This window comes from Brevibacillus parabrevis (assembly GCF_022701015.1).
GTDB lineage: Bacteria > Bacillota > Bacilli > Brevibacillales > Brevibacillaceae > Brevibacillus > Brevibacillus parabrevis.
Window position 1 is genome coordinate 4,465,791 of sequence record NZ_CP064090.1, and the last position, 21,420, is coordinate 4,487,210.

Annotated in this window: 28 protein-coding genes, 1 tRNA gene and 1 pseudogene; 1 reads left to right on the plus strand and 29 read right to left on the minus strand. The window is 51.7% G+C overall.

The window, feature by feature from the left end; genetic code table 11:
• Positions 1 to 7: 7 nt before the first annotated feature.
• From IRJ17_RS20285 to IRJ17_RS20345, 13 genes are all read right to left on the minus strand, one after another.
• The gene (locus tag IRJ17_RS20285) at positions 8 to 727 is read right to left on the minus strand and encodes a demethylmenaquinone methyltransferase (RefSeq protein ID WP_278189448.1); all 720 of its coding nucleotides are present in this window, start codon (positions 725 to 727) and stop codon (positions 8 to 10) included.
• 4 nt (positions 728 to 731) lie between these two features.
• Positions 732 to 1,565, minus strand: a complete 834-nt coding sequence (locus tag IRJ17_RS20290; RefSeq protein WP_122963584.1) for a heptaprenyl diphosphate synthase component 1 — start codon at positions 1,563 to 1,565, stop codon at positions 732 to 734.
• Between the two features lie 115 nt (positions 1,566 to 1,680).
• Entirely contained in the window at positions 1,681 to 2,196 is a 516-nt protein-coding gene (locus tag IRJ17_RS20295) for a hypothetical protein (RefSeq protein WP_173595808.1), read from the minus strand.
• A gap of 70 nt (positions 2,197 to 2,266) precedes the next feature.
• Complete coding sequence (gene mtrB / locus IRJ17_RS20300; protein WP_063226943.1) at positions 2,267 to 2,494, minus strand: trp RNA-binding attenuation protein MtrB; 228 nt, start codon at positions 2,492 to 2,494, stop codon at positions 2,267 to 2,269.
• 36 nt (positions 2,495 to 2,530) lie between these two features.
• Positions 2,531 to 3,211, minus strand: coding sequence for a lytic transglycosylase domain-containing protein (locus tag IRJ17_RS20305; protein ID WP_122963586.1), 681 nt, complete (start codon positions 3,209 to 3,211; stop codon positions 2,531 to 2,533).
• Positions 3,212 to 3,347: 136 nt separating this feature from the next.
• Positions 3,348 to 3,424: transfer RNA gene (locus IRJ17_RS20310), tRNA-Pro, on the minus strand.
• A gap of 92 nt (positions 3,425 to 3,516) precedes the next feature.
• Positions 3,517 to 4,083: a GTP cyclohydrolase I FolE gene (gene folE / locus IRJ17_RS20315; RefSeq protein ID WP_173595995.1), complete on the minus strand. Its 567-nt coding sequence runs from the start codon at positions 4,081 to 4,083 to the stop codon at positions 3,517 to 3,519.
• Positions 4,084 to 4,409: 326 nt separating this feature from the next.
• Complete coding sequence (locus IRJ17_RS20320; RefSeq protein ID WP_005831316.1) at positions 4,410 to 4,682, minus strand: HU family DNA-binding protein; 273 nt, start codon at positions 4,680 to 4,682, stop codon at positions 4,410 to 4,412.
• Positions 4,683 to 4,919: 237 nt separating this feature from the next.
• Positions 4,920 to 6,398, minus strand: a complete 1,479-nt coding sequence (gene spoIVA, locus IRJ17_RS20325) for a stage IV sporulation protein A (RefSeq protein ID WP_063227114.1) — start codon at positions 6,396 to 6,398, stop codon at positions 4,920 to 4,922.
• A gap of 180 nt (positions 6,399 to 6,578) precedes the next feature.
• Positions 6,579 to 7,307, minus strand: a complete 729-nt coding sequence (locus tag IRJ17_RS20330) for a hypothetical protein (RefSeq protein WP_173598794.1) — start codon at positions 7,305 to 7,307, stop codon at positions 6,579 to 6,581.
• Between the two features lie 22 nt (positions 7,308 to 7,329).
• The gene (locus IRJ17_RS20335) at positions 7,330 to 7,671 is read right to left on the minus strand and encodes a 2Fe-2S iron-sulfur cluster-binding protein (RefSeq protein WP_063226939.1); all 342 of its coding nucleotides are present in this window, start codon (positions 7,669 to 7,671) and stop codon (positions 7,330 to 7,332) included.
• Between the two features lie 15 nt (positions 7,672 to 7,686).
• Positions 7,687 to 7,983 (minus strand): 2Fe-2S iron-sulfur cluster-binding protein, encoded by a 297-nt coding sequence (locus IRJ17_RS20340; RefSeq protein ID WP_122963589.1) that lies wholly within the window; start codon positions 7,981 to 7,983, stop codon positions 7,687 to 7,689.
• 14 nt (positions 7,984 to 7,997) lie between these two features.
• Positions 7,998 to 8,186 (minus strand): DUF2768 family protein, encoded by a 189-nt coding sequence (locus IRJ17_RS20345; protein WP_063226937.1) that lies wholly within the window; start codon positions 8,184 to 8,186, stop codon positions 7,998 to 8,000.
• A gap of 129 nt (positions 8,187 to 8,315) precedes the next feature.
• On the opposite strand from IRJ17_RS20345, the gene IRJ17_RS20350 reads away from it, so the two are divergent.
• Positions 8,316 to 8,846: a hypothetical protein gene (locus tag IRJ17_RS20350; RefSeq protein WP_242771750.1), complete on the plus strand. Its 531-nt coding sequence runs from the start codon at positions 8,316 to 8,318 to the stop codon at positions 8,844 to 8,846.
• 120 nt (positions 8,847 to 8,966) lie between these two features.
• Here the strand turns inward: IRJ17_RS20350 and IRJ17_RS20355 are convergent, their stop codons facing one another.
• The 16 genes and pseudogenes from IRJ17_RS20355 to IRJ17_RS20430 all read right to left on the minus strand — a co-directional run bounded on the left by IRJ17_RS20355 (position 8,967) and on the right by IRJ17_RS20430 (position 21,412).
• Positions 8,967 to 9,236, minus strand: coding sequence for a stage VI sporulation protein F (locus IRJ17_RS20355; RefSeq protein WP_122963591.1), 270 nt, complete (start codon positions 9,234 to 9,236; stop codon positions 8,967 to 8,969).
• Positions 9,237 to 9,303: 67 nt separating this feature from the next.
• Positions 9,304 to 10,353: an NAD(P)H-dependent glycerol-3-phosphate dehydrogenase gene (locus tag IRJ17_RS20360; RefSeq protein WP_242771752.1), complete on the minus strand. Its 1,050-nt coding sequence runs from the start codon at positions 10,351 to 10,353 to the stop codon at positions 9,304 to 9,306.
• A 37-nt stretch (positions 10,354 to 10,390) separates the two neighbouring features.
• The gene (gene plsY, locus IRJ17_RS20365) at positions 10,391 to 10,993 is read right to left on the minus strand and encodes a glycerol-3-phosphate 1-O-acyltransferase PlsY (protein ID WP_063226933.1); all 603 of its coding nucleotides are present in this window, start codon (positions 10,991 to 10,993) and stop codon (positions 10,391 to 10,393) included.
• Positions 10,994 to 11,008: 15 nt separating this feature from the next.
• Positions 11,009 to 12,322 (minus strand): ribosome biogenesis GTPase Der, encoded by a 1,314-nt coding sequence (gene der, locus IRJ17_RS20370; protein WP_122963593.1) that lies wholly within the window; start codon positions 12,320 to 12,322, stop codon positions 11,009 to 11,011.
• Positions 12,323 to 12,375: 53 nt separating this feature from the next.
• A complete protein-coding gene (locus IRJ17_RS20375) occupies positions 12,376 to 12,558 on the minus strand; it encodes a capping complex subunit for YIEGIA (protein ID WP_122963594.1) in 183 nt (60 codons plus the stop codon).
• A gap of 3 nt (positions 12,559 to 12,561) precedes the next feature.
• Complete coding sequence (locus IRJ17_RS20380) at positions 12,562 to 13,467, minus strand: YIEGIA family protein (RefSeq protein WP_122963595.1); 906 nt, start codon at positions 13,465 to 13,467, stop codon at positions 12,562 to 12,564.
• A 6-nt stretch (positions 13,468 to 13,473) separates the two neighbouring features.
• Entirely contained in the window at positions 13,474 to 14,109 is a 636-nt protein-coding gene (locus IRJ17_RS20385) for a YphA family membrane protein (protein ID WP_242771754.1), read from the minus strand.
• A gap of 82 nt (positions 14,110 to 14,191) precedes the next feature.
• Entirely contained in the window at positions 14,192 to 15,241 is a 1,050-nt protein-coding gene (gene fni, locus IRJ17_RS20390; protein ID WP_242771756.1) for a type 2 isopentenyl-diphosphate Delta-isomerase, read from the minus strand.
• Between the two features lie 99 nt (positions 15,242 to 15,340).
• Positions 15,341 to 16,513, minus strand: coding sequence for a 30S ribosomal protein S1 (gene rpsA / locus IRJ17_RS20395; protein ID WP_122963597.1), 1,173 nt, complete (start codon positions 16,511 to 16,513; stop codon positions 15,341 to 15,343).
• Positions 16,514 to 16,699: 186 nt separating this feature from the next.
• Positions 16,700 to 17,293, minus strand: coding sequence for a lysophospholipid acyltransferase family protein (locus IRJ17_RS20400; protein ID WP_063226927.1), 594 nt, complete (start codon positions 17,291 to 17,293; stop codon positions 16,700 to 16,702).
• Complete coding sequence (gene cmk, locus IRJ17_RS20405) at positions 17,290 to 17,961, minus strand: (d)CMP kinase (protein WP_063226926.1); 672 nt, start codon at positions 17,959 to 17,961, stop codon at positions 17,290 to 17,292. The genes IRJ17_RS20400 and cmk overlap by 4 nt, the downstream gene beginning before the upstream one ends.
• A 187-nt stretch (positions 17,962 to 18,148) precedes the next feature.
• Positions 18,149 to 18,331 (minus strand): hypothetical protein, encoded by a 183-nt coding sequence (locus IRJ17_RS20410; RefSeq protein WP_122963598.1) that lies wholly within the window; start codon positions 18,329 to 18,331, stop codon positions 18,149 to 18,151.
• Positions 18,332 to 18,357: 26 nt separating this feature from the next.
• Positions 18,358 to 19,044: a flagellar brake protein gene (locus IRJ17_RS20415; RefSeq protein ID WP_122963599.1), complete on the minus strand. Its 687-nt coding sequence runs from the start codon at positions 19,042 to 19,044 to the stop codon at positions 18,358 to 18,360.
• 113 nt (positions 19,045 to 19,157) lie between these two features.
• Positions 19,158 to 20,525, minus strand: coding sequence for a germination protein YpeB (gene ypeB, locus IRJ17_RS20420; RefSeq protein WP_122963600.1), 1,368 nt, complete (start codon positions 20,523 to 20,525; stop codon positions 19,158 to 19,160).
• A gap of 35 nt (positions 20,526 to 20,560) precedes the next feature.
• Positions 20,561 to 21,158 (minus strand): annotated as a pseudogene (locus IRJ17_RS20425) (cell wall hydrolase).
• Positions 21,159 to 21,253: 95 nt separating this feature from the next.
• Positions 21,254 to 21,412: a hypothetical protein gene (locus IRJ17_RS20430; protein WP_005831362.1), complete on the minus strand. Its 159-nt coding sequence runs from the start codon at positions 21,410 to 21,412 to the stop codon at positions 21,254 to 21,256.
• Positions 21,413 to 21,420 lie beyond the last annotated feature (8 nt).

Here is a 21,420-nt window from a genome sequence, read left to right on the forward strand (position 1 = left end):
GGCGCGGTTACGGCTTCGTGCCCATGTGCAGCGCAGATACGCCGCCCATGAACAGCTTGACTTGAACCGGGTCCAAGCCTGCTTTTCTAAACATCCCGGCAAGCTCGCGACTGTCTGGAAAATTGGTCAGCGAGTGCGGAAGCCAGGCATATTCCTCGTATTTGTTCACGGTCATTTTCGCAATCAATGGCAAAATTTTATAGAAGTATAAGTAAAATAGCTTGCGATACGGAATGAATGGAGGCTTGGACACTTCCAGAGAAACGACTTTCCCGCCCGGTTTGACTACGCGCGCCATTTCATTGAGCACTTGCTGCACATCCGGAACGTTGCGCAGGGCAAAGCCGATCGTGGCAAAATCGAATGTATTATCCTCGTAAGGCAAATTCATCGCATCGGCATTCACCAGCTTGACGTTGTTGCTGACTCCCTCATTCGCCACCTTGTACGCGCCTACATCCAGCATGTTCTGGCTGAAGTCGAGCCCGACCACCCGGCCGTCTTTCCCTACTGCCTTGGCAAGCGCGATCGTCCAGTCCGCCGTGCCGCAGGCTACATCCAATGCGGTATGGCCCGGTTGAATGTTCATCTGCTTCATGGTGTAGTTGCGCCAGGCCAGATGGCTGCCAAAACTGATGACGTTGTTCATTTTGTCGTAGTCGCTCGCGATGCTTTCAAATACGGAGTGAACGTATTTTGCCTTCTCGTTCATTTGTGTCTGGTCCACTAGGCTACATCTCCTCAATAACTCGTTTCAGGCGATTCACTCGATGGGAGTAACGAGCTGTTATGGAAGCAAGCACATTGCGTGTTTCTGCTGGCAGCGAACGCACCATTTGCTCGCACATGCCGATCATTTCCATGGCTTTCATCTCAACGCCCGACAGTACCTGGGCAAGCGTAGCACCCGGTTTTTGCAGCAAAAAACGAGCAAAACCAAAGGGAACCTGCTCTTGCCACTTGATTTGCTCCCACTCTCCGATAACGCTTTCTACCTTGGCCGTTTCTTTCATCAGATCGACCCACAGGCGGCGGCGATCATCCGAATCGGCATACTTCTCTACGATTGCTACGTACAAACCTGTGTCGATGGCGTTGCGCAATTCCCAGTACTCTTCATCCGACAAGCTTCTGGAATCGCGTCCCGCAATGTACAGCTTCATTTTGGCTTCATTCACGCGCTGAATGGCTCCGGACAACACTTGAATCGCTTCAATCTCGCCCGTTTCCGCCAGCAGGTTGTAGTAGCGGCTGCTGTAGTAATCTCCGGCGAGCACAGTCAACTGTCTGTTTCGCTCTGCGCTCAAGGAATGTTCGTATTGATTTTCCACATTTTCATGCATGTCCAGTCCCAGCTGGACAAGTCCAGTCGCTGTGCAGAAAATGGATGCCCGTTCCTTCGTCATGCCTTGCTCCAGCAAAAACAAATACAAGAGTTCCAGGCGATTCTCCGCCATGGAAGGAACGTCCACGTAATATTCTACATAGGAATGGGTGGTTCGCTTGTAGATCTGCTCGATGATCGATCGAACCTCTTCTACATAGGGGGTATGTTCTTTGCTCATGCGTCCTCCTCCACAAGCTGCGCAACCTAAAGATGTCTGCCTGTTCCGTACACTTCCGTCTACCTTTACCATCCGGTCAAAAGGCCGTCCTTGCTATCATACCATACTTCTACCATCAGGGACTAATTCTCTCATAAAAATACGGATCGATTCGCACGGGAAATGTGTTTTTCACAAACGAATCCACATCGGCGATCTCCGCCGCCGGTTTGGAAAATGACTTCAAATTCGTCCCAGTTGTTTGAATGGCAACAAGGAGTCTCGACTCTTTTGGCTGTTCGCTTTCTTCCAGCAAACGGAAATACACTTGACCAACATTATCCGTGTGCGTTAGCAAGCCGTATGTCAATCCGTAAAAATCACGATAAACTTGACTTTCATCCACTTTTTCACCCGGTTTCACGATCAAATCGACATAAACCGACGGATTTTCCCATTTTATACGCTTCATTTTATAATGTGTGGGCGTCAATGTAAACAAATCCAGGACATTTCGCTCGCTCAGTTGAACAGGGTGTGATGTCTGAAAAGTGGGCACATCTGCCTGCCTCCATAAAGCACTCGGGACCATCGACAGCATCAGAGCCAGAAAAGTGGAAACAGCGATCGCCATGAGCAGTTGGCGCGGCATAGACATCCCTCCTCTTCACCATTGTACAAACAAAAAAAGCAGGCTATGCCTGCTTTTCCGCTGGAGCTGTTTATTCTGTCGTATCGACAACACCGTGCTGCGAGTAAATGACGGCTTTTCCCCGAACTTTGATGGCCGAAGTATGTTCCGTGAATTGAAAGATCATCACTTCGCCCTTGTCGAGCTTTTCTGTGTGATGAAAACGGGTGTCCGAGCCTCTCGTAAGCCCGATGACATGCACGCCGTTTTCCTTGGCTTTGACGACAAAATAGTCCTGGTTGATTGTTGGCTGTGACAAGTTGTTTCCTCCTGACCAGTGCGTGATGCGCCTCGTCTAGTATGATGTCCCGTCTGTCTCCAAACGGCCCATGATTTTTGCTACATACTTCTGCGTTTCCCGAGGCAGCTGGCTGTACTTTGCCTCCAGCTCCTCGTCACTGTCGATACCCAGCCGGCCTACCCGGCCCGGACCTGCATTGTACGCCGCCAGCGCCACCTTGACATTGCCGTCGTAGCGGTCGAGAAGCGATTTCAAATATTTCGTTCCACCCGCCAGGTTTTCATCCGGGTCGTATGAATTGCGGACACTCATCGCCTGTGCTGTTTTGTCCATCAGTTGCATCAAACCTTTGGCACCCGCTTTGGACACGACATTCGGATTGAAATTCGACTCGGCTCTGACAACTTCCCGGATCAGATCGGGATCGACGCCAAGCGATTTGGCGGTTCGTTCAATTTTCTCCAAAATAGCTCCGGGAGCAACCGCTGCTCCTTTTTCCATCGTCGGATTCAACTCTGACTCATAGTCTGCGGCCAGCTTCCATTCTCTGCTGCCGTCGAGCTTGGCCAAAATCTCTTGCGAGGAGATGACACGCTGTCCTTGCGCCAACTGTGATTGCAACACGTCAGAAAAGAGATCCTGCTCCTCGTAGGACAAGGAGGAAGCTGCGCGATTGCTTGAATAGGATTGCTGTGTTGATTGTAAATACGGCTGAAGCGATACAGGCACCTTCATGGCACTAAACAACCCTTCCCTTGCTTGTCTCCCTACTATTATAAAAAAGAAAGATCAGGAAGCCAATAGCAAAAATGGCAATTGTCAAGAACAAAAAAAGAAGCCTCGCAAAAGGCTTCCTGGTTTTTTATTCAGATGGTCGGAATGCAGGGATTCGAACCCTGGACCTCACCCACCCCAAGGGTGCGCGCTACCGGGCTGCGCCACATCCCGACTGTACATCTGTACTTTACAATATTTTACCTGTAGAGTCAATAGAAAATTGCTGGATTTGGCAGTTCATCCCAGGCCTAGCGCCTGTCCGATCAGGAGCGGATGAGACTGAATACTTCTGCACGCGCCGCCGCATCTTTTTCAAACATGCCGCGCACCGCAGAGGTGATCGTTTTCGAGCCGGGCTTTTTCACGCCGCGCATGGTCATGCACATATGCTCTGCTTCAACCACGACGATCACGCCATGAGGGTCAAGCTTGCGGACGATCGACTCGGCAATCGTCGTCGTAATTCGCTCTTGCAGCTGCGGGCGCTTGGCTACTGCTTCAACCGCTCTCGCCAGCTTGCTCAAACCGACAACCCGTCCACCGCGTGGAACGTAGGCCACATGCGCCTTGCCGAAAAACGGAACCAGGTGATGCTCGCACATGGAGTAAAAAGGAATGTCTTTGACCAAAACCATTTCTTCGTGATCTTCGCTAAAAACGGTCTCAAAGTACTGTTCCTCGTTGATATGCATGCCCTCGAATACTTCTGCATACATTTTTGCGACGCGTTTAGGGGTATCCAGCAATCCTTCGCGATCGGGATTTTCTCCGACCGCCTCCAGAATCATGCGGACAGCCTGTTGAATTTTATCCAAATCAACGTTCATTATTTGTACCTCCTACCTAGCGGCCCATCCCGTTTGCGAAGCTTGCGGCTTCTCAGGCTGGCCCTGACCAGATCCGTTTGTCATGCTCCGTTGTACGCAGCCGAACCCACGCCAATCTTACCATACTCATTTCAAAAAAACAAAAACATCTGACAAGACAACTGTATGTACACCAAGCCAAAGTTGTCCGCCCTTTGTTGCCTGTCTTCAACCAAAAAGGGCAGCCGTCCTCTACGTGCACAAACGTTCGCATCCCGGACGTTAAAAAAAATCCACATTTCATCAATGTGGATTTTTTTATGTAAGTGCTTCGTTCTCAAAAGAAACAACTACTTGATGGAGTCTTTGAGTTGTTTACCTGGTTTAAACGCAGGTACTTTGCTGGAAGCGATTTCGATCTCTTCACCTGTTTGTGGGTTACGACCTTTACGAGCCGCGCGCTCACGAACTTCGAAGTTACCAAAGCCGATCAGTTGGACTTTATCACCAGTTTTCAAAGCATCAGCAATTGCATCGAGAACAGCGTCAACTGCTTTAGTTGCATCTTTCTTGGTGAGTTCGGTGGTTTCAGCCACTTTTGCAATCAATTCTGTTTTGTTCATTTTCTTCACCTCCCCTCAAAGAACACCAAGTCCTAGCTATTATTTTTCTTAACCGAAACGAAGCGTTTTATACACGATTGGTGGTATTTACCGATCTGACAAGCTTATAGTAATACACCGATTTCTTAAATTCAAGCCCCTCCTGTCGAAATTGAACGAAATACAAGAAAAAAAGGCATCCCGTCACGCCGGGTGCCCCCTTTTGGAATCAATTGTCTAGGTCTATTTACCTAGTCCTTAAAGTATGATGGCAATCAGACCGCCGGAGCCTTCGTTGATGATCCGCCCCAATGTTTCTTGCAATTTATACCGCGCATTGTCCGGCATCATCGTAATTTTTGCCTGGATGCCTTCCCGCACAATCGAGTGCAGCGATCTGCCGAAAATGTCCGAATTCCAGATCGACAGCGGATCTTTGTCGAAGTCCTGCATCAAGTAACGGACAAGCTCTTCGCTCTGCTTCTCGGTCCCGATGATCGGAGCAAATTCCGATTCGACATCGACGCGGATCATGTGAATGGATGGCGCAGTCGCTTTCAGTCTGACGCCAAAACGCGGTCCCTGGCGGATCAGCTCAGGTTCGTCCAAGGTCATTTCATGCAGCGACGGAGCAGCGATTCCGTAGCCCGTACTGCGCACCATATGCAAGGCTTCCGCTACCTGGTCGTACTCTCGCTTGGCGTGGGCAAATTCCTGCATAATCTTCAGCAAATGGTCCTTGCCGTTGATCTCGACGCCCACGATTTCCATCAGGATGCGATCATACAGTTCATCCGGCGCGAACAGGTCGATCTCCGCAATCCCTTGGCCCATGTGCATTCCCGCAAGAGACGCCCGCTCCACGAAGTCATAGTCATTGAAGAAGCCGACGACGCGGTCCACGTCGCGCAACCGGCGGATATCCTGCACGGTTTCACGTACGGCTTCTTCATAGTTCTGACGGAGCCAGTGGCCGTTCTCCAGCACCATGACCCAGCTAGGCAGGTTCACGTTTACTTCATGCACAGGGAACTCGAACAGCACTTCTCGCATCAAGAGGAGGATTTCCTGTTCTGTCATGTGATCGACAGACAAGGCCACTACTGGCACGTCGTACTTTTCCTGAAGCTGCAAACGCAGGTTTTGCGCCTCGTCAGAGCGTGGACGCGTCGAGTTCACCACGATGACGAACGGTTTGCCCACTTCCTTCAGTTCATTGACGACCCGCTCCTCCGCGTCAATGTATCCTACACGCGGAATTTCCGCGATGCTGCCATCTGTCGTAACAACGATTCCGATAGTCGAATGCTCCTGGATGACTTTACGCGTTCCGACTTCAGCTGCTTCCTCGAATGGCACTGGCTCCTCATACCACGGAGTGTTCACCATTCGTGGACCGTTGTCATCCTCGAAGCCTTTTGCCCCCTGAACCGTATAACCTACGCAGTCAACGAGGCGGACATTGATGCTGAGTCCTTCTGTCACATGTACGTTTACGGCTTGGTTCGGAACAAACTTCGGCTCTGTCGTCATGATTGTTCGGCCAGAAGCACTCTGCGGCAGTTCATCTGTCGCTCTGATCCGCTCTGCTTCCGATTGGATATTCGGGATGACGACCTGCTCCATAAACCGTTTGATAAAGGTCGACTTTCCCGTACGAACCGGGCCTACTACCCCGAGGTAGATGTCTCCGCCCGTCCGTTCGGCAATGTCTTTAAAGATGTCGACTCGTTCCACCATCGATGACCTCCTTCTATTTGTCTATTTTTACACTATGACCGATTTTCCGAATTATCCCTGACCGTCAGTATTTTCGTAGGGAATCTCGTACTAGTTTCGTGGACAGTACAAGTATATGTGCGACTGGACCAACTAGAACAAAAAAACAACTCCGATCAGAGTTGTTTTTTGTGTTCGCTATTTGATTTGCAGCAGCCTCGGCTCACCGTCTACCAACTCGTACGGGAACGATTTGGCGGGAACAAACATCGATACGCGCGACAGGACGTATCTCGGGTCTGTGTTTGGCGTGACAGTCGCTTTGTTCTCGCGCAGCATCGTCGCAATATCTGCCGCGTAGTCAATTCCTACTTGCCCATCCGCATTCATGACCAGCGGCAGCAAATAATTGCCCATGGTCGATGGCACTTGCCACGCCTTCACACCGATCTCCGTATGGTCGATCGAGTAGTAGCCGTTGCCGAGGTCGGCTTGCACCGGCAGCTTGTTAAAATAGCCGCGATAGCGGTCTACAGCCGTCTGTACATCGGCAACCGTGCTGACAGCCCCCAGATGGATGAGCTTGACCGTTGGCTTCGTCTCCACGTCAATCAGGACGTATTTGTACAGTCCGCCCTTTTCAAAGGCGTTTCCAGGCACATCCGGGATGTACTTGGGAATCATTTTGCGAAAATCAATCTCGTATTTCTCAAAAATGGGAGTGTCCAGCGGTTTCGTCACAATCGGGAGCACAGCGGTATCTTTTTTGAACTCGTCGATACCTTTTTGCGCCGCCTCCAGAAAAAATGAGCTGGGCACCTGATTTTCCGCCTTCCGCTCGTTCGGATACAAACATCCGGACAACAAAACAGAAAGCATGCACAAGCTGATCGTCAGCTTGAAAGTTTTACGCCATGATTGCCACATCTTATGTATACACCTCAAACCCTCATTCTTCGTTTTCCAAGCGCTGTCGCTCAAGTGCCGCAGCCACCACCGATTTTAACCGGCTCTCCGGGATTCGGACCGTGCAGTCGTTCTCTGTCGCCTTGGCCTGACAAGCCAGGCGCAGCCCCTGCCGCAAGTCCTGCTCCGGCATTTTGCGCAGCTCCAGCACGGTCGGAGGAGCAAGTTCCCCGCTCTCCACAATGACACGGCACATCAGACAGGAGGCGTGGCCTCCACACCTTTGCGGGATCACGATCCGGGCATTGCCAGCAACACTGACAAGCGATTGGCCCGCCCTCGCTTTCACGCTTTTACCGCCGGGAAGAAAAGTCACCTTCCCCATGTCGTCACTCCTTTTTCAATACGGGCGATGGGCCAGCTTCACCGTTCCTTGCCCGACGATCTTGATTTGGCAGCCAAGTCTGAACCCTTCGGCCCGCTCTGCTTTGCGCAGGCGCAGCTTTTCCTCGCTCGTGATCTCACTCAGGTACTCCGCGCCTTCTACCACTTGCGTGCGGCACTGAGCGCACACGCCTCTCTGGCAAGCATGCCCCCACGGAACTTTATGTTTTTTGGCAATCGCAACGATCGTCTCATTCAACTCCACAGGCACTTCATACGTTCCTGAGCGAGTGATCAGTGTTACCTGAGACATCCCCTATCCTCCCCTTACACAAAAATCACGATCAAAATCATGACAAATACCGCGATTAACATCAGGAAAGCGCAAGTCTTCACGAGAAATCTGACAAGCGCATTCGTCATTTTTCTGGCAAAGATCATCAACAAATTGCAGACGAACATCAGGCCGATGGCCAGTAGTGAAATGTTCATCTTCGTCATAGGATCGATATACATCTGGCTTGCAGCATCCTTTGCATTTTTTGCTTCATTATACCATACTTCCCAGCTCTCGTCTGACCTTGTGAACCTCTATCTGGACGTTCGCATAGACTATTCTGATGAATCCGCCCATGGGAGGGATGAATGTTGAGCAACAAAGTAAATGGTCGAAAATGGCGAAACCCGTACGCTCCCATACCGAGCAAAAAATTGAGCGACCAAGTGGCCGACGTCTCATTAGCCATTACCCCGAAAAAAATCTTGCCAGCCGTGGACCTTAGATCCTCCGTCTCCAAAATGCGCAACAACATCAAAGGGATCAGCACCACGATTCGCCAGGTGGAAGAAACGATGGATACGCTGTACGGTGCCATGGAAATCATCGAGAACCTGGGCAAACGTACGGCTGAACCGGAAGTTGCTGCCGAAAAACCAGTCTCGACCAAGCGCAAAGGAAACGTGGAAACGGCGAGAGACAATGCAAAGGGCAAAGAAACAGCCAAAGCAGTGGAAACACCCCAGGAATCGAGCGCAGCCTCAGGCTCTGGCTCAGGAAACCCGCTCGGCAACATTGACATCGGGCAAATTCTCGGCCTGCTGCAATCTCCATTGGTGCAAAACCTGTTGACCCAGACGGTGAGCGGCTCAAGCAAGCAACGAAAAAAAGAGGGATGAGATCCCTCTTTTTTTCTTGGTATCTGTAGGTCAGCCATGTCCCTGTAGAGCCATGATTGTTCCTAATTTTACTGTATGATGCTTTTGACAGCAGGTAACGGGCATAATCGCCCATTTCTCTCACTTTAGCAGCTTGGACAAGGATGACATGTCATTCAAATTGATTTCCTTGTTGCGGAACATCTCGATGATCTTGTCTTCCTTTTCCGGATTGAGCTGTTTGCCGCTCATGGTCGCGAGCGTCTGCAAAATTTGCCGAAGCTTTGCTTCATCCTCAAAGTCGCTGCGCTTCATCTGACTCGCAAGCGACCGCAATTTGCCCTCGTCGACCTTCTCGCTGCCTTTTCCCTGCAAACGCTCCAAAAAACGCTTGGAAAGATTGTTATTCATCTGCGCTCTCCTCCTGCATCTGGGCTTTCACCCTATCGTATGTGCAGGAGCCTAAATGTGTGAAACGCTACGCTTGCGTCTCATCCGGATTCAGATAGCCCATTTCAAACGTCTTTCCTCTGCCCATCAGTTCCTCTACCCCTTGGCGCGGTTCTTTGCCTTCGAACAAGATGCCGTACAGAACGGACGTGATCGGCATTTCAACCTGCTCCCGCTGTGCGAGCGCGTGTGCCGCATGTGTCGTACGCACCCCTTCGACTACCATGCCCATCTGCGCCAAGACGTCATCGAGCTTTTTGCCTTGTCCGAGCATGTAGCCTGCGCGCCAGTTGCGGCTATGGCGGCTCGTGCACGTCACGATCAAATCACCGACCCCAGCCAGCCCGGAGAAAGTAAGCGGCATAGCGCCAAGCTTGATGCCGAGGCGACTGATTTCCGCCAGGCCGCGCGTCAAAAGCGCCGCTTTTGCGTTGTCGCCGAACCCCAGCCCATCTGACATGCCCGCTCCGAGTGCGATGATGTTTTTCAACGCCCCGGCGATTTCCGCTCCGATCAAGTCCGGGTTGGTGTACACCCGGAAATTGGCGTTCATCAAAAGATCTTGCGCACGCAGCATGCTGTCCTCCGACTCGGATGCAACCACGACCGTAGTAGGCTGCCTGCGGACTACCTCTTCTGCATGGCTCGGCCCGGACAAGACGGCAAGCCGTCCAGATATTTCGCGAGGCACCTCTTCCATGATGACCTCAGACATCCGTTTCAGACTTTCCAACTCAAAGCCTTTTGTGGCATGGATCAAAAGTGTGTCGCTATGTAAAAACGGTGCCAACTGCCTGCAAATTTGCCGCATGGCGTGCGAAGGCACTGCCAAGAGAACAATCGGTTTGCCGGAAACAGCCGCTTCCAGATCCGTTGTCGCCACGATGCTTTCGGCGAGCTTCACTTCAGGCAAATACTTGGCATTGGTGTGCTTTGCGTTCACTTCGTCAGCCAGTTTGGAATCGCGCACCCACAGCCGAACCTGGTGGCCGTTTTCAGCCAACACAGAAGCGAGAGCCGTCCCCCAACTACCTGCACCGACTACTGTAACCTCTTTTCTCAATAGATCCCCCTCCATCCTTCGTTCTGCGAGAACGATTCAGACCCATTCAGATCTATCCCAGCTTGCGATTGGACTTGTCTCCCAGCTTCCGTTCCGTACCTGCTATAAGATTTTGGATATTGTTATAATGGCGAACATACGCAAACACCGCGATTACCAAACTTGTCCAAACAAAGGAAATCGGTTTATCCAGCAGGTACAAAGAAATAGGAATTACCGTAACGAGGACAAGCGATCCAAGGGAGACGTAACGGGTAATGGCAATAACCAGCACAGCCAGTACCGCTGCAATCAAAAAGGCGAGGGGAGAGAAGCCGAGCACCACGCCGAGCGTAGTTGCAACGCCCTTTCCCCCGCGAAATCCAAAATAGATAGGCCAATTGTGCCCCGCGATGACAAACAAGCCCGCTACTGCATAGGCAGCGGCATCACCTGTCATGAGGTGTGTTATTCCCATCGCCGCCAACCCTTTTAGTGCGTCAAGGATCAGTACGGCAATACCCGGACCTTTCCCCAGCACGCGAAGCGTATTCGTCGCCCCTGCGTTCCCGCTGCCATGTGAGCGAATATCAATTCCTGCAACTTTTTTGGCAATAAGATAGCTGAAGCTAATTGAGCCGATCAAATAGCTGAGCACCCAGGCTAATAACACCATGGCGGTTTCCTCTCCCTACGTTTTTTTCCGCGTCCATATCCGAACAGGAGTACCTTCAAAGACAAATGCTTCGCGGATTTTGTTCTCTATGTAGCGCTCATAGGAAAAATGCATAAGCTCCGGATCATTCACAAACAGGATGAATGTTGGAGGCTTGACTGTCGCTTGCGTCGCGTAGTTGATTTTCAGACGCTTGCCTCGGTCAGATGGCGGCGGCGTGCGGATCGTTGCATCCGTAACGATATCGTTGAGGACGGAGGTCGGAATGCGCATCGAGTGTGCTTGCGCTACCTCGTTTACTTTTGGAAGGATCGTGTGAACACGCTGCTTGGATTTGGCTGATACATACATGATTGGCGCGTAATCGAGGTATTTGAACTCTTCGCGGATCAGCTCGGTAAAGCGCTGCATCGTTTTGTCGTCTTTTTCAATGGCATCCCACTTGTTGACGATGATGATCACGCCGCGACCAGCTTCATGGGCATAACCGGCGATTTTTTTGTCTTGCTCGATGATGCCTTCTTCCCCGTTGATGACAACGAGAACGACATCACTGTCCTCGATGGAACGCATGGCGCGCATGACGCTGTATTTTTCCGTCGTCTCGTACACTTTCCCGCGCTTGCGCATACCCGCCGTGTCAACGAGAACGTAGCTTTGACCTTCCCGCTCAAACGGAGTATCGATCGCATCGCGCGTAGTACCTGCGACATCACTGACAATGACGCGCTCTTCGCCCAAAATGGCGTTGGTCAAGGAAGACTTCCCTACATTCGGACGTCCGATGATCGACACGCGGATGACGTCTTCTTTTCGCTCCTCGTCGTCTTCTGCCGGGAAAAAGCGAACCACTTCCTCCAGCATGTCGCCCAAGCCGAGGCCATGGCTGCCGGAAACCGGGAACGGCTCACCCAAGCCAAGCGAGTAAAAGTCGTAAATATCGGCACGCATGTCCGGGTTGTCCGCTTTGTTTACAGCCAGAACAACTGGCTTACCCGTACGGTTCAGCATGCGAGCCAGCTCAAGGTCAGCGTCCGTTACGCCTGTTCGGCTGTCGGTAATCATGATGATGACGTTGGCCTCATCAATCGCCAGCTCAGCCTGATAGCGCATTTGCGTGAGAATTTCATCGGTCTCGCCAAACTCAATCCCGCCCGTATCAATGACGTGGAAAGTATGAGTTAACCATTCTCCTTTGCCGTACAGGCGGTCACGGGTTACTCCCGGCATATCCTCCACGATCGCGATGCGCTCGCCGACCAGTCTGTTAAATATCGTGGACTTCCCCACGTTGGGTCTCCCCACAATGGCTACCACAGGTAATCCCATAATCAACAACACTCTCTCTCATTTACGTTTTGACTAGCTAATCATACCATACACTACTTGTGACGAACAATGATAAGGGTATCCTTGCTCACCTCATGCACCATGGCGTCCAGAATCTTTTCCAGCGTAAAGGCTGTTTGCTGCATGCTCTCGTGCGTAGACTCGATGAAAATGGGCGCTCCGCCCGCGATTCTCTCCTTGTTCACGGTAATCACGGCCAAAATGGTCCCGGTCATGGTCTACAGCTCCTTCTTCGCTAATTTGGTCTTTTGCGGCATTCGGAAGACGCTTTCCAAAATCGGCACGGCATCGATGACTTGTTTGCCATGCTCCGCGTCTTTTTCTTGCGGCAGCAAAAATACGCCGAGCCGCCCTGATTGCAGGTCGCGCTTCACGAGTGGGGTCAAGGAAGGCTCCCCCGTATCGGTGTACACGCCAAGCTGCGTGGCGACATCATGCAAAATCGCCTGTCGCTGGCCGGGATGCGCGATCGTCACCTTGGCATTGGCGTCTTTGGGACTCACAATAAACCCAACGCCATGCTCCCGGATGATGTTCTGCGCATCTTCCAGTCCCACGTTCATGATGTAAATATCCCCGACGTACAAATCCTTTCCTTCCACCCGCACCTCTGCCGGACTCGTCTCGGCGATCAGGGAGAGCGTCTTTCCCGAACGCAGCTTGCGCGAGATGAGAAGGGCGATGACTCCGGCAATGATTCCGCCCCACCAGTTGAACAAAATCGTAGCAGTCGTCGCCACCAGCGAGGTAAAAATCACCATGTAGTTGCGGCCTTCAAACACCATGGCGATCCCTTCGATATACGGCCCGCCGCGCGGCACCAGTTCTTGCTTGTCGATTTCCGTCAGCGTCGTGCGCTCCATGTTGCGCACATCCCTGAACTGTTGAGCGGCCACGGTTAAAAAGGTAACGGCCGTATAGTTTTCCTTGAGCAAGGCTGGCACAGCCAGTGCCCCCAGTGCCGAAGCGATTACGCCGAGCGAAACATGAATAATTTTTCCGTGCGGATAGGTCGGATATTGCCGATAATCCGTTCGCAGCAAATTGATTCTGCACATGATTCCGAAGACGAATCCAATCGTCAAAGGAACGACAAATTCATTGGCTAACAGCTCTTTAAACACTCGCGATCACCTGCCTGTGTCGGAATGGGAAGGCTCTGTCTCTCTCCGTCCAAACAGCCGACGAATGGCAGACCAGAGCAAACTGACCAGCCCCAGCAAGGAGATGCCGCTCCACAAAAGATCTTGCGCATAATCCGTCCCCAGGCTGCACGTGCCAGAAACTTGCCAAAAATAGAGCGTGTGGAGAGCATCCGCCATCGGTAGCGCAAGCATAAGCGCGAACAGCCGGGCCGCGTTCAGCTTGCTGATGGAAAAGGCAACCGCAACACTAATTCCTGGCACAATGACCCGCTCGTCCCAAAACAGCAAGATCGGATCGGTAAAAAACAGCCAGCGCAGCCAAAAGACCATGACAGAGATGCCTAACGCACCTACCACATACAGTCTTCTCGTCGCTTTGGGGAGGCGCGTGTAGAGGACCACACTTGCAAAAAGGGGCAACAACGTTCCGCTGAGACTCACCTGGATGGGAGCGAAGAACAATTTCCAGCTGACAAAGGAGCAGATCAGAAACACACAAAGCACGGCAAGCACGCGTCTTCTTTCCATGTTCATTTCCCGCAGCTGCGCGTCAAAGCTTCCCATCCAGACAAGACAAAGCAGAGACCACTGGATGAGAAGCGCAATGGTTCCCTCGTTCATGTTCATCTCCTCAAAATTGTGGTTGTCTCCCCAAAGTATGCCTCAAGCGCTCCCCTTTCATGAATCACCCGCTTGTCCGTGTTTAGCGCTGGGCCAACTGATCAAGCACGATTCCCCGCAAACGGGCGCGCTCTGCTGTTTTCCCTGTAACCAAAAGCGGCACGTTGATTGCGTCTGCCAGCTGCACAATCCCTAGCGCCGTCATCGCCACCCGAATCTGATGGTGCCACGCGTCCACTTCCTCCAGGCATTCTGCAAGCGATTTTGTATGAATCAATCGAAGCAAAGCTCCGGCCACACCGACCGCTTTCGCTCCCAAGCTGATTGCCTTGAATGCGTCCAGCCCGTGGCGCACGCCTCCTGTCGCCATAACGGACGACTGGGCGTGGATATGGTTGTCTGCTTCCAGCAAGCTTTCTACAGTCGTAAAGCCCCAGTCTTCAAACATGGTCAGCGGGTGACTGCTCCGCATGTTTTCCACTTTGGCAAAATTTGTTCCGCCCCTTCCGCCGACATCGATGCTGCGGATTCCGGCTTCCAGCAGTTTGCGCATCGTTTCCTTTGTCATGCCAAACCCGACTTCTTTGACGATGACCGGGACGTTTACTGCTTCGCTGATGTTTTGAATGCGCTCCAAATAGCCGCGGAAGTCGCGATCTCCCTCCGGCATCAACAGCTCCTGCATCACATTCAGATGAATTTGCAGGCCGTCCGCCTCCAGCATGTCAATCGCTGCTTTCGCCTGCTCAACCGTTGCCTCTGCCCCGACATTGGCCCAGATGATGCCGTGCGGATTTTTTTTGCGGACAATCTGATAGCTGGAAGCTAGGGACGGGTCCCGGAGCGCCGCCATTTGCGAACCGACAGCCATCGCCAATTGCCGTTCTCTGGCAATAATCGCAAGCTTTTGATTGATTGGCGTCGTCGCCTCGGCTCCCCCCGTCATTGCGTTAATGACCAATGGGGATGGCAGACGAAACGTAGCAAACTCCGTCGCAAGCTTCGTCTCCTCATATCCTGTATTCGGCACACTGTTTGGGACAAAACTGACATCATCGAAGCAGTTTGTCCCATTTTCAGCCGTTGCCAGCGCGTTGCGAATATGATCGAGCTTCCGTGTGGATCGATCCATGCATGTATCCCTCCCGTCAAACTATCTTTCCTCTCTGATTGACAGCCAAGCAAAAAGGGATACGCAAAAGCGTACCCCCTCATTTCACGTCTATACCGCTTACTTGAACTTGTCTTTCAGATCGGCAAACAGTTCACCAAGCGTCACGCCCATAGGCTGATTGTTTTCTTGCGTGAATTGTTGTTGCTCACGCTTGCTCGCACGCTCTGCCTGCTCAACGCGCTCTTCTTCAACCGCGCGAATGCTCAAGCTGATGCGCTGCTCTTGCGGAACGACATCGAGAATCTTCACTTGCACTTCCTGACCTTCTTTGAGCACCTCGCCAGGAGTGTTTACGCGACGATTCGCGATTTGGGAAATGTGAACCAATCCTTCGATTCCAGGAGCCACTTCCACGAAAGCACCGAAGGAAACAAGGCGTTTAACCGTACCAGTAGCCACAGAGCCTGCTTTGAACTCTTCCGCTACTTTCGCCCAAGGACCTGCTTGTGTTTCCTTGATGCTCAGGCCAATGCGCTCATTTTCACGGTCGATCTTGAGCACTTTCACCTGTACTTTGTCGCCTTCCTTCACTACATCGGACGGTTTTTCAACGCGGTTCCAAGCCAGCTCGGATACGTGCACCAGACCGTCTACTCCGCCGATGTCCACGAATACGCCAAAGTCAGTCATGCGTTGAACGGTTCCTTCCAGCACTTGACCTACTTGGATTTGATCCAGAATGGACTGTTTTTGCGCTTTTGCTTCATCTTCCAGCACCGCTTTGTGGGAGAGAATCACTTTGTTCTTCTCTTTGTCCATCTCGACCACTTTCAGCGTCAGGGACTTGCCTTTGTAATCGGAGAAATCTTCTACGAAGTGACGCTCTACCATGGATGCAGGAATGAAGCCGCGAACGCCTACATCTACAACCAGGCCGCCTTTTACTACTTCTTTTACGGTTGCTTCGATGATGGTGCCAGCCTGCATTTTTTGCTCCAGATCAGCCCAGGAAGATTCCATCGCGACAGCTTTTTTGGACACGACGAGTTCTTCTTTTTCATCATTGAGCTTGATTACTTTCACTTCAAACGTGTCGCCAACCGAAACGACGTCAGCCACTTTTTCTACGTGCAGCGGGGAAAGCTCGCTGATCGGAATCAGGCCGTCGTATTTGTAGCCCACATCCACAAGAGCCTGTTTGTCTTCGACTTTCGTTACCGTCGCTTTTACGACATCCCCTACGGAAATGGTTGTTGCATCCGTCAAGCTTACGTTTGTTTCATCCATCATCCAAAAAACCTCCTTGAATACCATCCAGTCCCAGGCCATCTATGTACAGGTTGTAAGCAACCACATTACACGAAGCGGGAGCAAGTATATTTTTTACTGTCGCCCGAAGGCTGGCAGTTAGCACTGACATAGCCAGTAAGTTCCAGCAAATGTAGTATTCGTCCCTTTGTCAATTCTATACCGGACTTAGGGAAGATGCTGGCTCCGCAATTCTTTGATGTGGGTCATGATCAGGTCGCTCGTCTCTTTCAGCACTTCAGCGCTGCTTTTCGCTTCGCGCAGGCTGGCGAGATCAATCGGCTTTCCGTAGACGATCTTGATCGGACGAAAAGCGCGATACGGCCCGACAATCGCCACCGGAATGACCGCGGCTTGCGATTTGAGCGCAAACATCGCTACGCCTGACATCGCTTCTCCCGGTTCACCCGTTTTGCTGCGGGTTCCCTCAGGGAAAATTCCAAAGATTTTTCCATCTTCGAGCAATTTGAGCGTCGTGCGGATTGCCGCCCGATCACCCGCGCCCCTCTTGACGGGAAAAGCGCCGAACTTCGTGATTAGAAAAGATAATACCGGGATTTTAAAAAGCTCTTCCTTGGCCATGAAATGTACCTGTCGTTCAATTCCGGACCCGAGCAAAGGCGGGTCCCAGAGCGAAATGTGGTTGGCACACAAAATCACCGGGCCTTCCTTAGGTATATGTTCACGCCCAATCACTTGCCAACGATAGACAAGCGAAAATATGATGCGGAATATTCCGCGGAATAAACGGTAATAGGTCACTTGGCAGACTCTCCCGTTCGCTCGCAGATTTGCAAGATGTGATCAACCACCTGCTCAATCGACATGCCTGTTGTATCCACCAAAACGGCATCTTCCGCCTGGCGCAACGGTGCCACCTCTCGCTGTGTATCCCGACGATCCCGCTCCTCGATTTCTTTTTCCAGCTCGGCAAGGTCTGTCTCGGTTCCTTTTTCACGCAGTTCTTTCCATCGTCTCTCTGCTCGTTCACGACTGGAAGCTGTCAGAAAAATTTTCACCTCGGCATCAGGCAGGACATGTGTTCCGATATCTCTGCCGTCCATGACCACATTCCCTTGTTCGGCGAGCTGTCTCTGCAGTACCAGCATTTGTTCGCGAACAGGACCGTAGCTCGCTACAATAGAGGCGTACTGGCTGACCTCTGTGGAACGAATCTGATCTGTTACGTCGATGTCATTCCAGAACACGCGTTGGCGACCAGCTTGGCGCACCAGCCCAATCTTGTTGTTTTTCAAAAGCGCAGAAACTGCGGACTCGTCGCTGATCGGAAGCTGCTCGTGGGAAACGCCCCAGGCAAGAGCACGGTACATGGCACCCGTGTCGATATAGACGTATTCCAGTTGCCCTGCCACCTTCTGTGCGACGGTGCTTTTCCCTGCTCCCGCAGGTCCATCAATTGCTATGTTCATTCACTTCTCACCTGCTATGTACAGTAGTTCAGAAAGGGAGTAAAACAAGAAAAGCTTCTGCCCGAAGCCTGTTCCCATTCATGTGGAGAAAAACACACATATGACCGTAAACGGTCTACGAAAACGATCGTTGCCGTTTTCTATGTTATCTATAATAGTACCATAGTATGGAAGCATGCGCAAACCTTTAGGGCTTGTCTGACACGCCTTCCAAGCGTTCTGTCTCGATCAGAAAAGCGCGAGCAGGAACGTATTGTATCAGGATTTCCCCGGCTGTCAGCGCGATGGCGCAGGCCACAATTCCAATCATGATGCCTTTCTCTACCCGTCTGGAAAATCGGCGAAAACGCTCGTCGTACTGACTGGTCAATGGGGTCACTTCCTTTTGGCAAAGCGTCAATCCTCGACGCCTTTTTTGCGAAGCTCTAGCTGTCTTTCGTAACACGCCCTAACCACTTTTACCCGATCCTGTTCACTGATATTCGTAAACTTCCCTGATATCCACTGATGCAAGCCCTTCTCTTCCGGCGCCTTTTGTCTGACGACCTCCAGTTCGGCAAATGCATGCTGCACCTGGCCAGTTCGGCTAGGCAGCGATATCCAGACCTGGAGCAAATCCTTTTCCCGCAAACGATAGGACTCGTCGCAGCTGAAAGACAGACCGCCACCGCTGATGTCGATCGTTCGCGCCAAAAAATGATAGCGCCGCATCGGGTCCTGATGCTTTACAGCGATGTCCAGCGTCGTTTCGATACGCAAGTAATTGCGCCGTTGTGTGCGCACAATCTCCTCTTTATTCGGCAATTGCAACAACAGCACCGGGATATGCGCGCTTTCTCTGCCGACGATGGAGGTATGGAACTCATAGCGAGAGCCGTCCTCTCCTACGTACCAGACCAGGCAGCTTGTGCCGGGCCGAAATACCCCGGTTCTTCCCGTGTTTTCACTGGTCGGCAATTCGATAGAAGCTACCTCTTCTGTCAAGTCGGTGACGCGGCTTTTGAAAGCATCCAACTCTGTTTCTTCTTCAGAGGAACCCGTGAAGTGAAGTCGTATGGTTTGTCCTACTCGTGGAAGCATCATATAGCAAATGTTCCTCCTTTTCCCTCTCACCCCCTCATTATATACTCTTTTCTTTCGAATCAGCAAATAGGGAAAGCCGTCAAATTCAGCTTTCCCCTTGCATTTTTCCGCGCTTATTGCTGATTCTCCCGGTCTGTGCCAGTCTCCATTTTCACGACTTCTTCCTCGTCGCCGTTCATGGCGTTGATGTACACCATGTATGAATTTCCTTCAAAGCTGCCCGTCAGCTCCCAGGTCAAAACTTCCTTGCCGTCATTTTTTCCTTCGATCAGAGCCAGCCGCTCGCTGGTGACTTTCACGCTCGGATTTACTTTTTTGCGCGCCTCTTCTTTGGACAGACGCGGCTTGGACAGCAGGCGTTGTTTGTGATTGAACAAGTATTCCGTAGAGTTGAATGCGGTCACTTCTCCGTTGTCCAGCGCGATCTCAATCGTCACGGAATCCGGATAGATGCGCACGCCATCCTGGACGGGCACAAACGTGAACAGCGCATTGCGGTCATAGCTGTCGATCTCGGAAACAACCATATCCCCGAAGCCATGCTTGCGCAAAAACTCTTCGCCTCTCTCTTGCGCTTGCTTCATATCGAGTTTTTCTTCCCCGATCTCACGCTCGTTCATCATCCAGACGACTTTGCCGCCGCGTTTGGTCACATCGAGGTTGATCGCCGCTTTCTGTCCGTTCGGAATGACGCGGACACTGTAAGCTGTGTACGTTTGTCCTTTTCCGTTTTCATCGACTTCCACCTTGGCGTCAGACGCGTTGATGCGCAAAAATTCCAGTGCGCTTTTCTTCGCATCCTCAGCGGTGGCGGGCTTGCCGTCAATTCCTTGGATTCGTTGCTGTTTTTTCTTGTCCAGGCTCTGGATGCCCACTCCCCAGTCCAAATCCGGAAACTCCTGCACTTTTTTCTCGATCGTCTGGAATCCGTCTACGATTGTGTTGTCCGACTTCTTGTCGTCTGACGCGAGCGCCGTCTCTACGTCCATCCAGCGCAGTTGCTTGTCGATGACATTGGCCTGGACGTTGCGCAACTGGTCCTGAATGTCCTGGGCTTGTTTATGCAAGCTTTTCAAGGTGCCGTACTCCTTGTCGCTAAGCGGCTCCTTGTCCAAATCGCGCACAGCAACCCGGTAAGAGAAATCGGCTACACGCGAAAGCATCTCCTCTGTGTTGCTGAAAGGCATCAACGTAAGCGGAAGCTGGCCCACATCCGATTGGGCTGCGTAGGCAAGTCGCCAAACGTTGGTCAAGGTCGGCGTCATTTGCCGGCGGGAATTGACGACCAATGACTTGCCCAGTTCGTCATGCAATTTGTCGATATGGTAGGTCAAGTCGTGAAAAGCCCGCTGATACGAGTTTTCCGCTTTGATCAAAACCGAGTTTTTTTCGTTGTGCTCCTGGTACCCCCACATCCCCGCGCCTACCAAGGCAACCAAGGCTATGGGTAACAAGACGCGCGCCGTTGCTCCATATACCATCCCTTGCCACTCCTTCTATTCTGATTGAAAAGCCTTTACCTGCAAAAAATATGCTTCCCGATTTTTTTGACTTGCGGCCTGCTCCAAATCCATTTGGACGTCGCTGTTACCGGGTTGAAGTAGTAGGTGCAGCCTCCCGATGGGTCCCACCCGTTCAATGCATTTTTGACAGCCTTGCGCGCACTCTCGTTCGGGGCCAGCCAGATTTGCCCGTCCGCCACTGCCGTGAATGCTCGCGGCTCAAAAATGACAGCCGATGGCGTATCGGGAAAGGACGGGCTTTTGACGCGGTTTAAAATGACGGCAGCAATCGCCACCTGGCCTTCAAACGGTTCTCCTCTGGCCTCTCCGTACACGGCATTCGCCATCAGCTTGAGGTCGTTCTCCGATATCCGCGAAGGATGAAAGCTCGCTTTGGACTTTGTCTGGCTTTGCTTTGCCGGTGCTGCCATCTGTGTCCCGCGTGCGGCCACCGCGCTGTTTTCATTGGAGAAAATCTCGTACCCGCAAAAGCCTGCCACCACGAACAAGATCAGCACACCTGCGATCCAGATTTTTTGCACGGCATAAGTCCTCCTTGGCATGAATTGAAATCTTTGCATAGTGTTAGTGGAGGAAGAATGGATTATGCATGAAAATGCGAGAGGAATCGCCAATCCAGAGGCTTCCAGCACAAAAAGACCGATACGCTTGGCATCGGTCTTTTTGTCTGGCTTGCTATTTGTTTTTTACGATTCGTCAATGCGAAAATGCTGGTCGTTGTCGCACAAGCATTGCTTGAATCCCGTTTCCACTTGCCCGCCTGGTTCCCTGCGACCGCGGAGGGTAAATTTTTCTCCACATACATTGCATTGAATGGTCACTTTTGCTCGTTCGGATTTCAGCACGTCTCGTC

Excerpts from the sequence above, each read along its gene's own strand:
- IRJ17_RS20290 (WP_122963584.1), bottom strand. The coding sequence starts at position 1,565 with ATGAGCAAAGAACATACCCCCTATGTAGAAGAGGTTCGATCGATCATC.
- IRJ17_RS20295 (WP_173595808.1), bottom strand. The coding sequence starts at position 2,196 with ATGCCGCGCCAACTGCTCATGGCGATCGCTGTTTCCACTTTTCTGGCT.
- IRJ17_RS20305 (WP_122963586.1), bottom strand. The coding sequence starts at position 3,211 with ATGAAGGTGCCTGTATCGCTTCAGCCGTATTTACAATCAACACAGCAA.
- IRJ17_RS20320 (WP_005831316.1), bottom strand. The coding sequence starts at position 4,682 with ATGAACAAAACAGAATTGATTGCAAAAGTGGCTGAAACCACCGAACTC.
- IRJ17_RS20330 (WP_173598794.1), bottom strand. The coding sequence starts at position 7,307 with ATGTGGCAATCATGGCGTAAAACTTTCAAGCTGACGATCAGCTTGTGC.
- IRJ17_RS20335 (WP_063226939.1), bottom strand. The coding sequence starts at position 7,671 with ATGGGGAAGGTGACTTTTCTTCCCGGCGGTAAAAGCGTGAAAGCGAGG.
- IRJ17_RS20340 (WP_122963589.1), bottom strand. The coding sequence starts at position 7,983 with ATGTCTCAGGTAACACTGATCACTCGCTCAGGAACGTATGAAGTGCCT.
- IRJ17_RS20345 (WP_063226937.1), bottom strand. The coding sequence starts at position 8,186 with ATGTATATCGATCCTATGACGAAGATGAACATTTCACTACTGGCCATC.
- IRJ17_RS20350 (WP_242771750.1), top strand. The coding sequence starts at position 8,316 with ATGTTGAGCAACAAAGTAAATGGTCGAAAATGGCGAAACCCGTACGCT.
- IRJ17_RS20355 (WP_122963591.1), bottom strand. The coding sequence starts at position 9,236 with ATGAATAACAATCTTTCCAAGCGTTTTTTGGAGCGTTTGCAGGGAAAA.
- IRJ17_RS20360 (WP_242771752.1), bottom strand. The coding sequence starts at position 10,353 with ATGGAGGGGGATCTATTGAGAAAAGAGGTTACAGTAGTCGGTGCAGGT.
- plsY (WP_063226933.1), bottom strand. The coding sequence starts at position 10,993 with ATGGTGTTATTAGCCTGGGTGCTCAGCTATTTGATCGGCTCAATTAGC.
- der (WP_122963593.1), bottom strand. The coding sequence starts at position 12,322 with ATGGGATTACCTGTGGTAGCCATTGTGGGGAGACCCAACGTGGGGAAG.
- IRJ17_RS20375 (WP_122963594.1), bottom strand. The coding sequence starts at position 12,558 with ATGACCGGGACCATTTTGGCCGTGATTACCGTGAACAAGGAGAGAATC.
- IRJ17_RS20385 (WP_242771754.1), bottom strand. The coding sequence starts at position 14,109 with ATGAACGAGGGAACCATTGCGCTTCTCATCCAGTGGTCTCTGCTTTGT.
- fni (WP_242771756.1), bottom strand. The coding sequence starts at position 15,241 with ATGGATCGATCCACACGGAAGCTCGATCATATTCGCAACGCGCTGGCA.
- rpsA (WP_122963597.1), bottom strand. The coding sequence starts at position 16,513 with ATGATGGATGAAACAAACGTAAGCTTGACGGATGCAACAACCATTTCC.
- cmk (WP_063226926.1), bottom strand. The coding sequence starts at position 17,961 with ATGAACATAGCAATTGATGGACCTGCGGGAGCAGGGAAAAGCACCGTC.
- IRJ17_RS20415 (WP_122963599.1), bottom strand. The coding sequence starts at position 19,044 with ATGATGCTTCCACGAGTAGGACAAACCATACGACTTCACTTCACGGGT.
- ypeB (WP_122963600.1), bottom strand. The coding sequence starts at position 20,525 with ATGGTATATGGAGCAACGGCGCGCGTCTTGTTACCCATAGCCTTGGTT.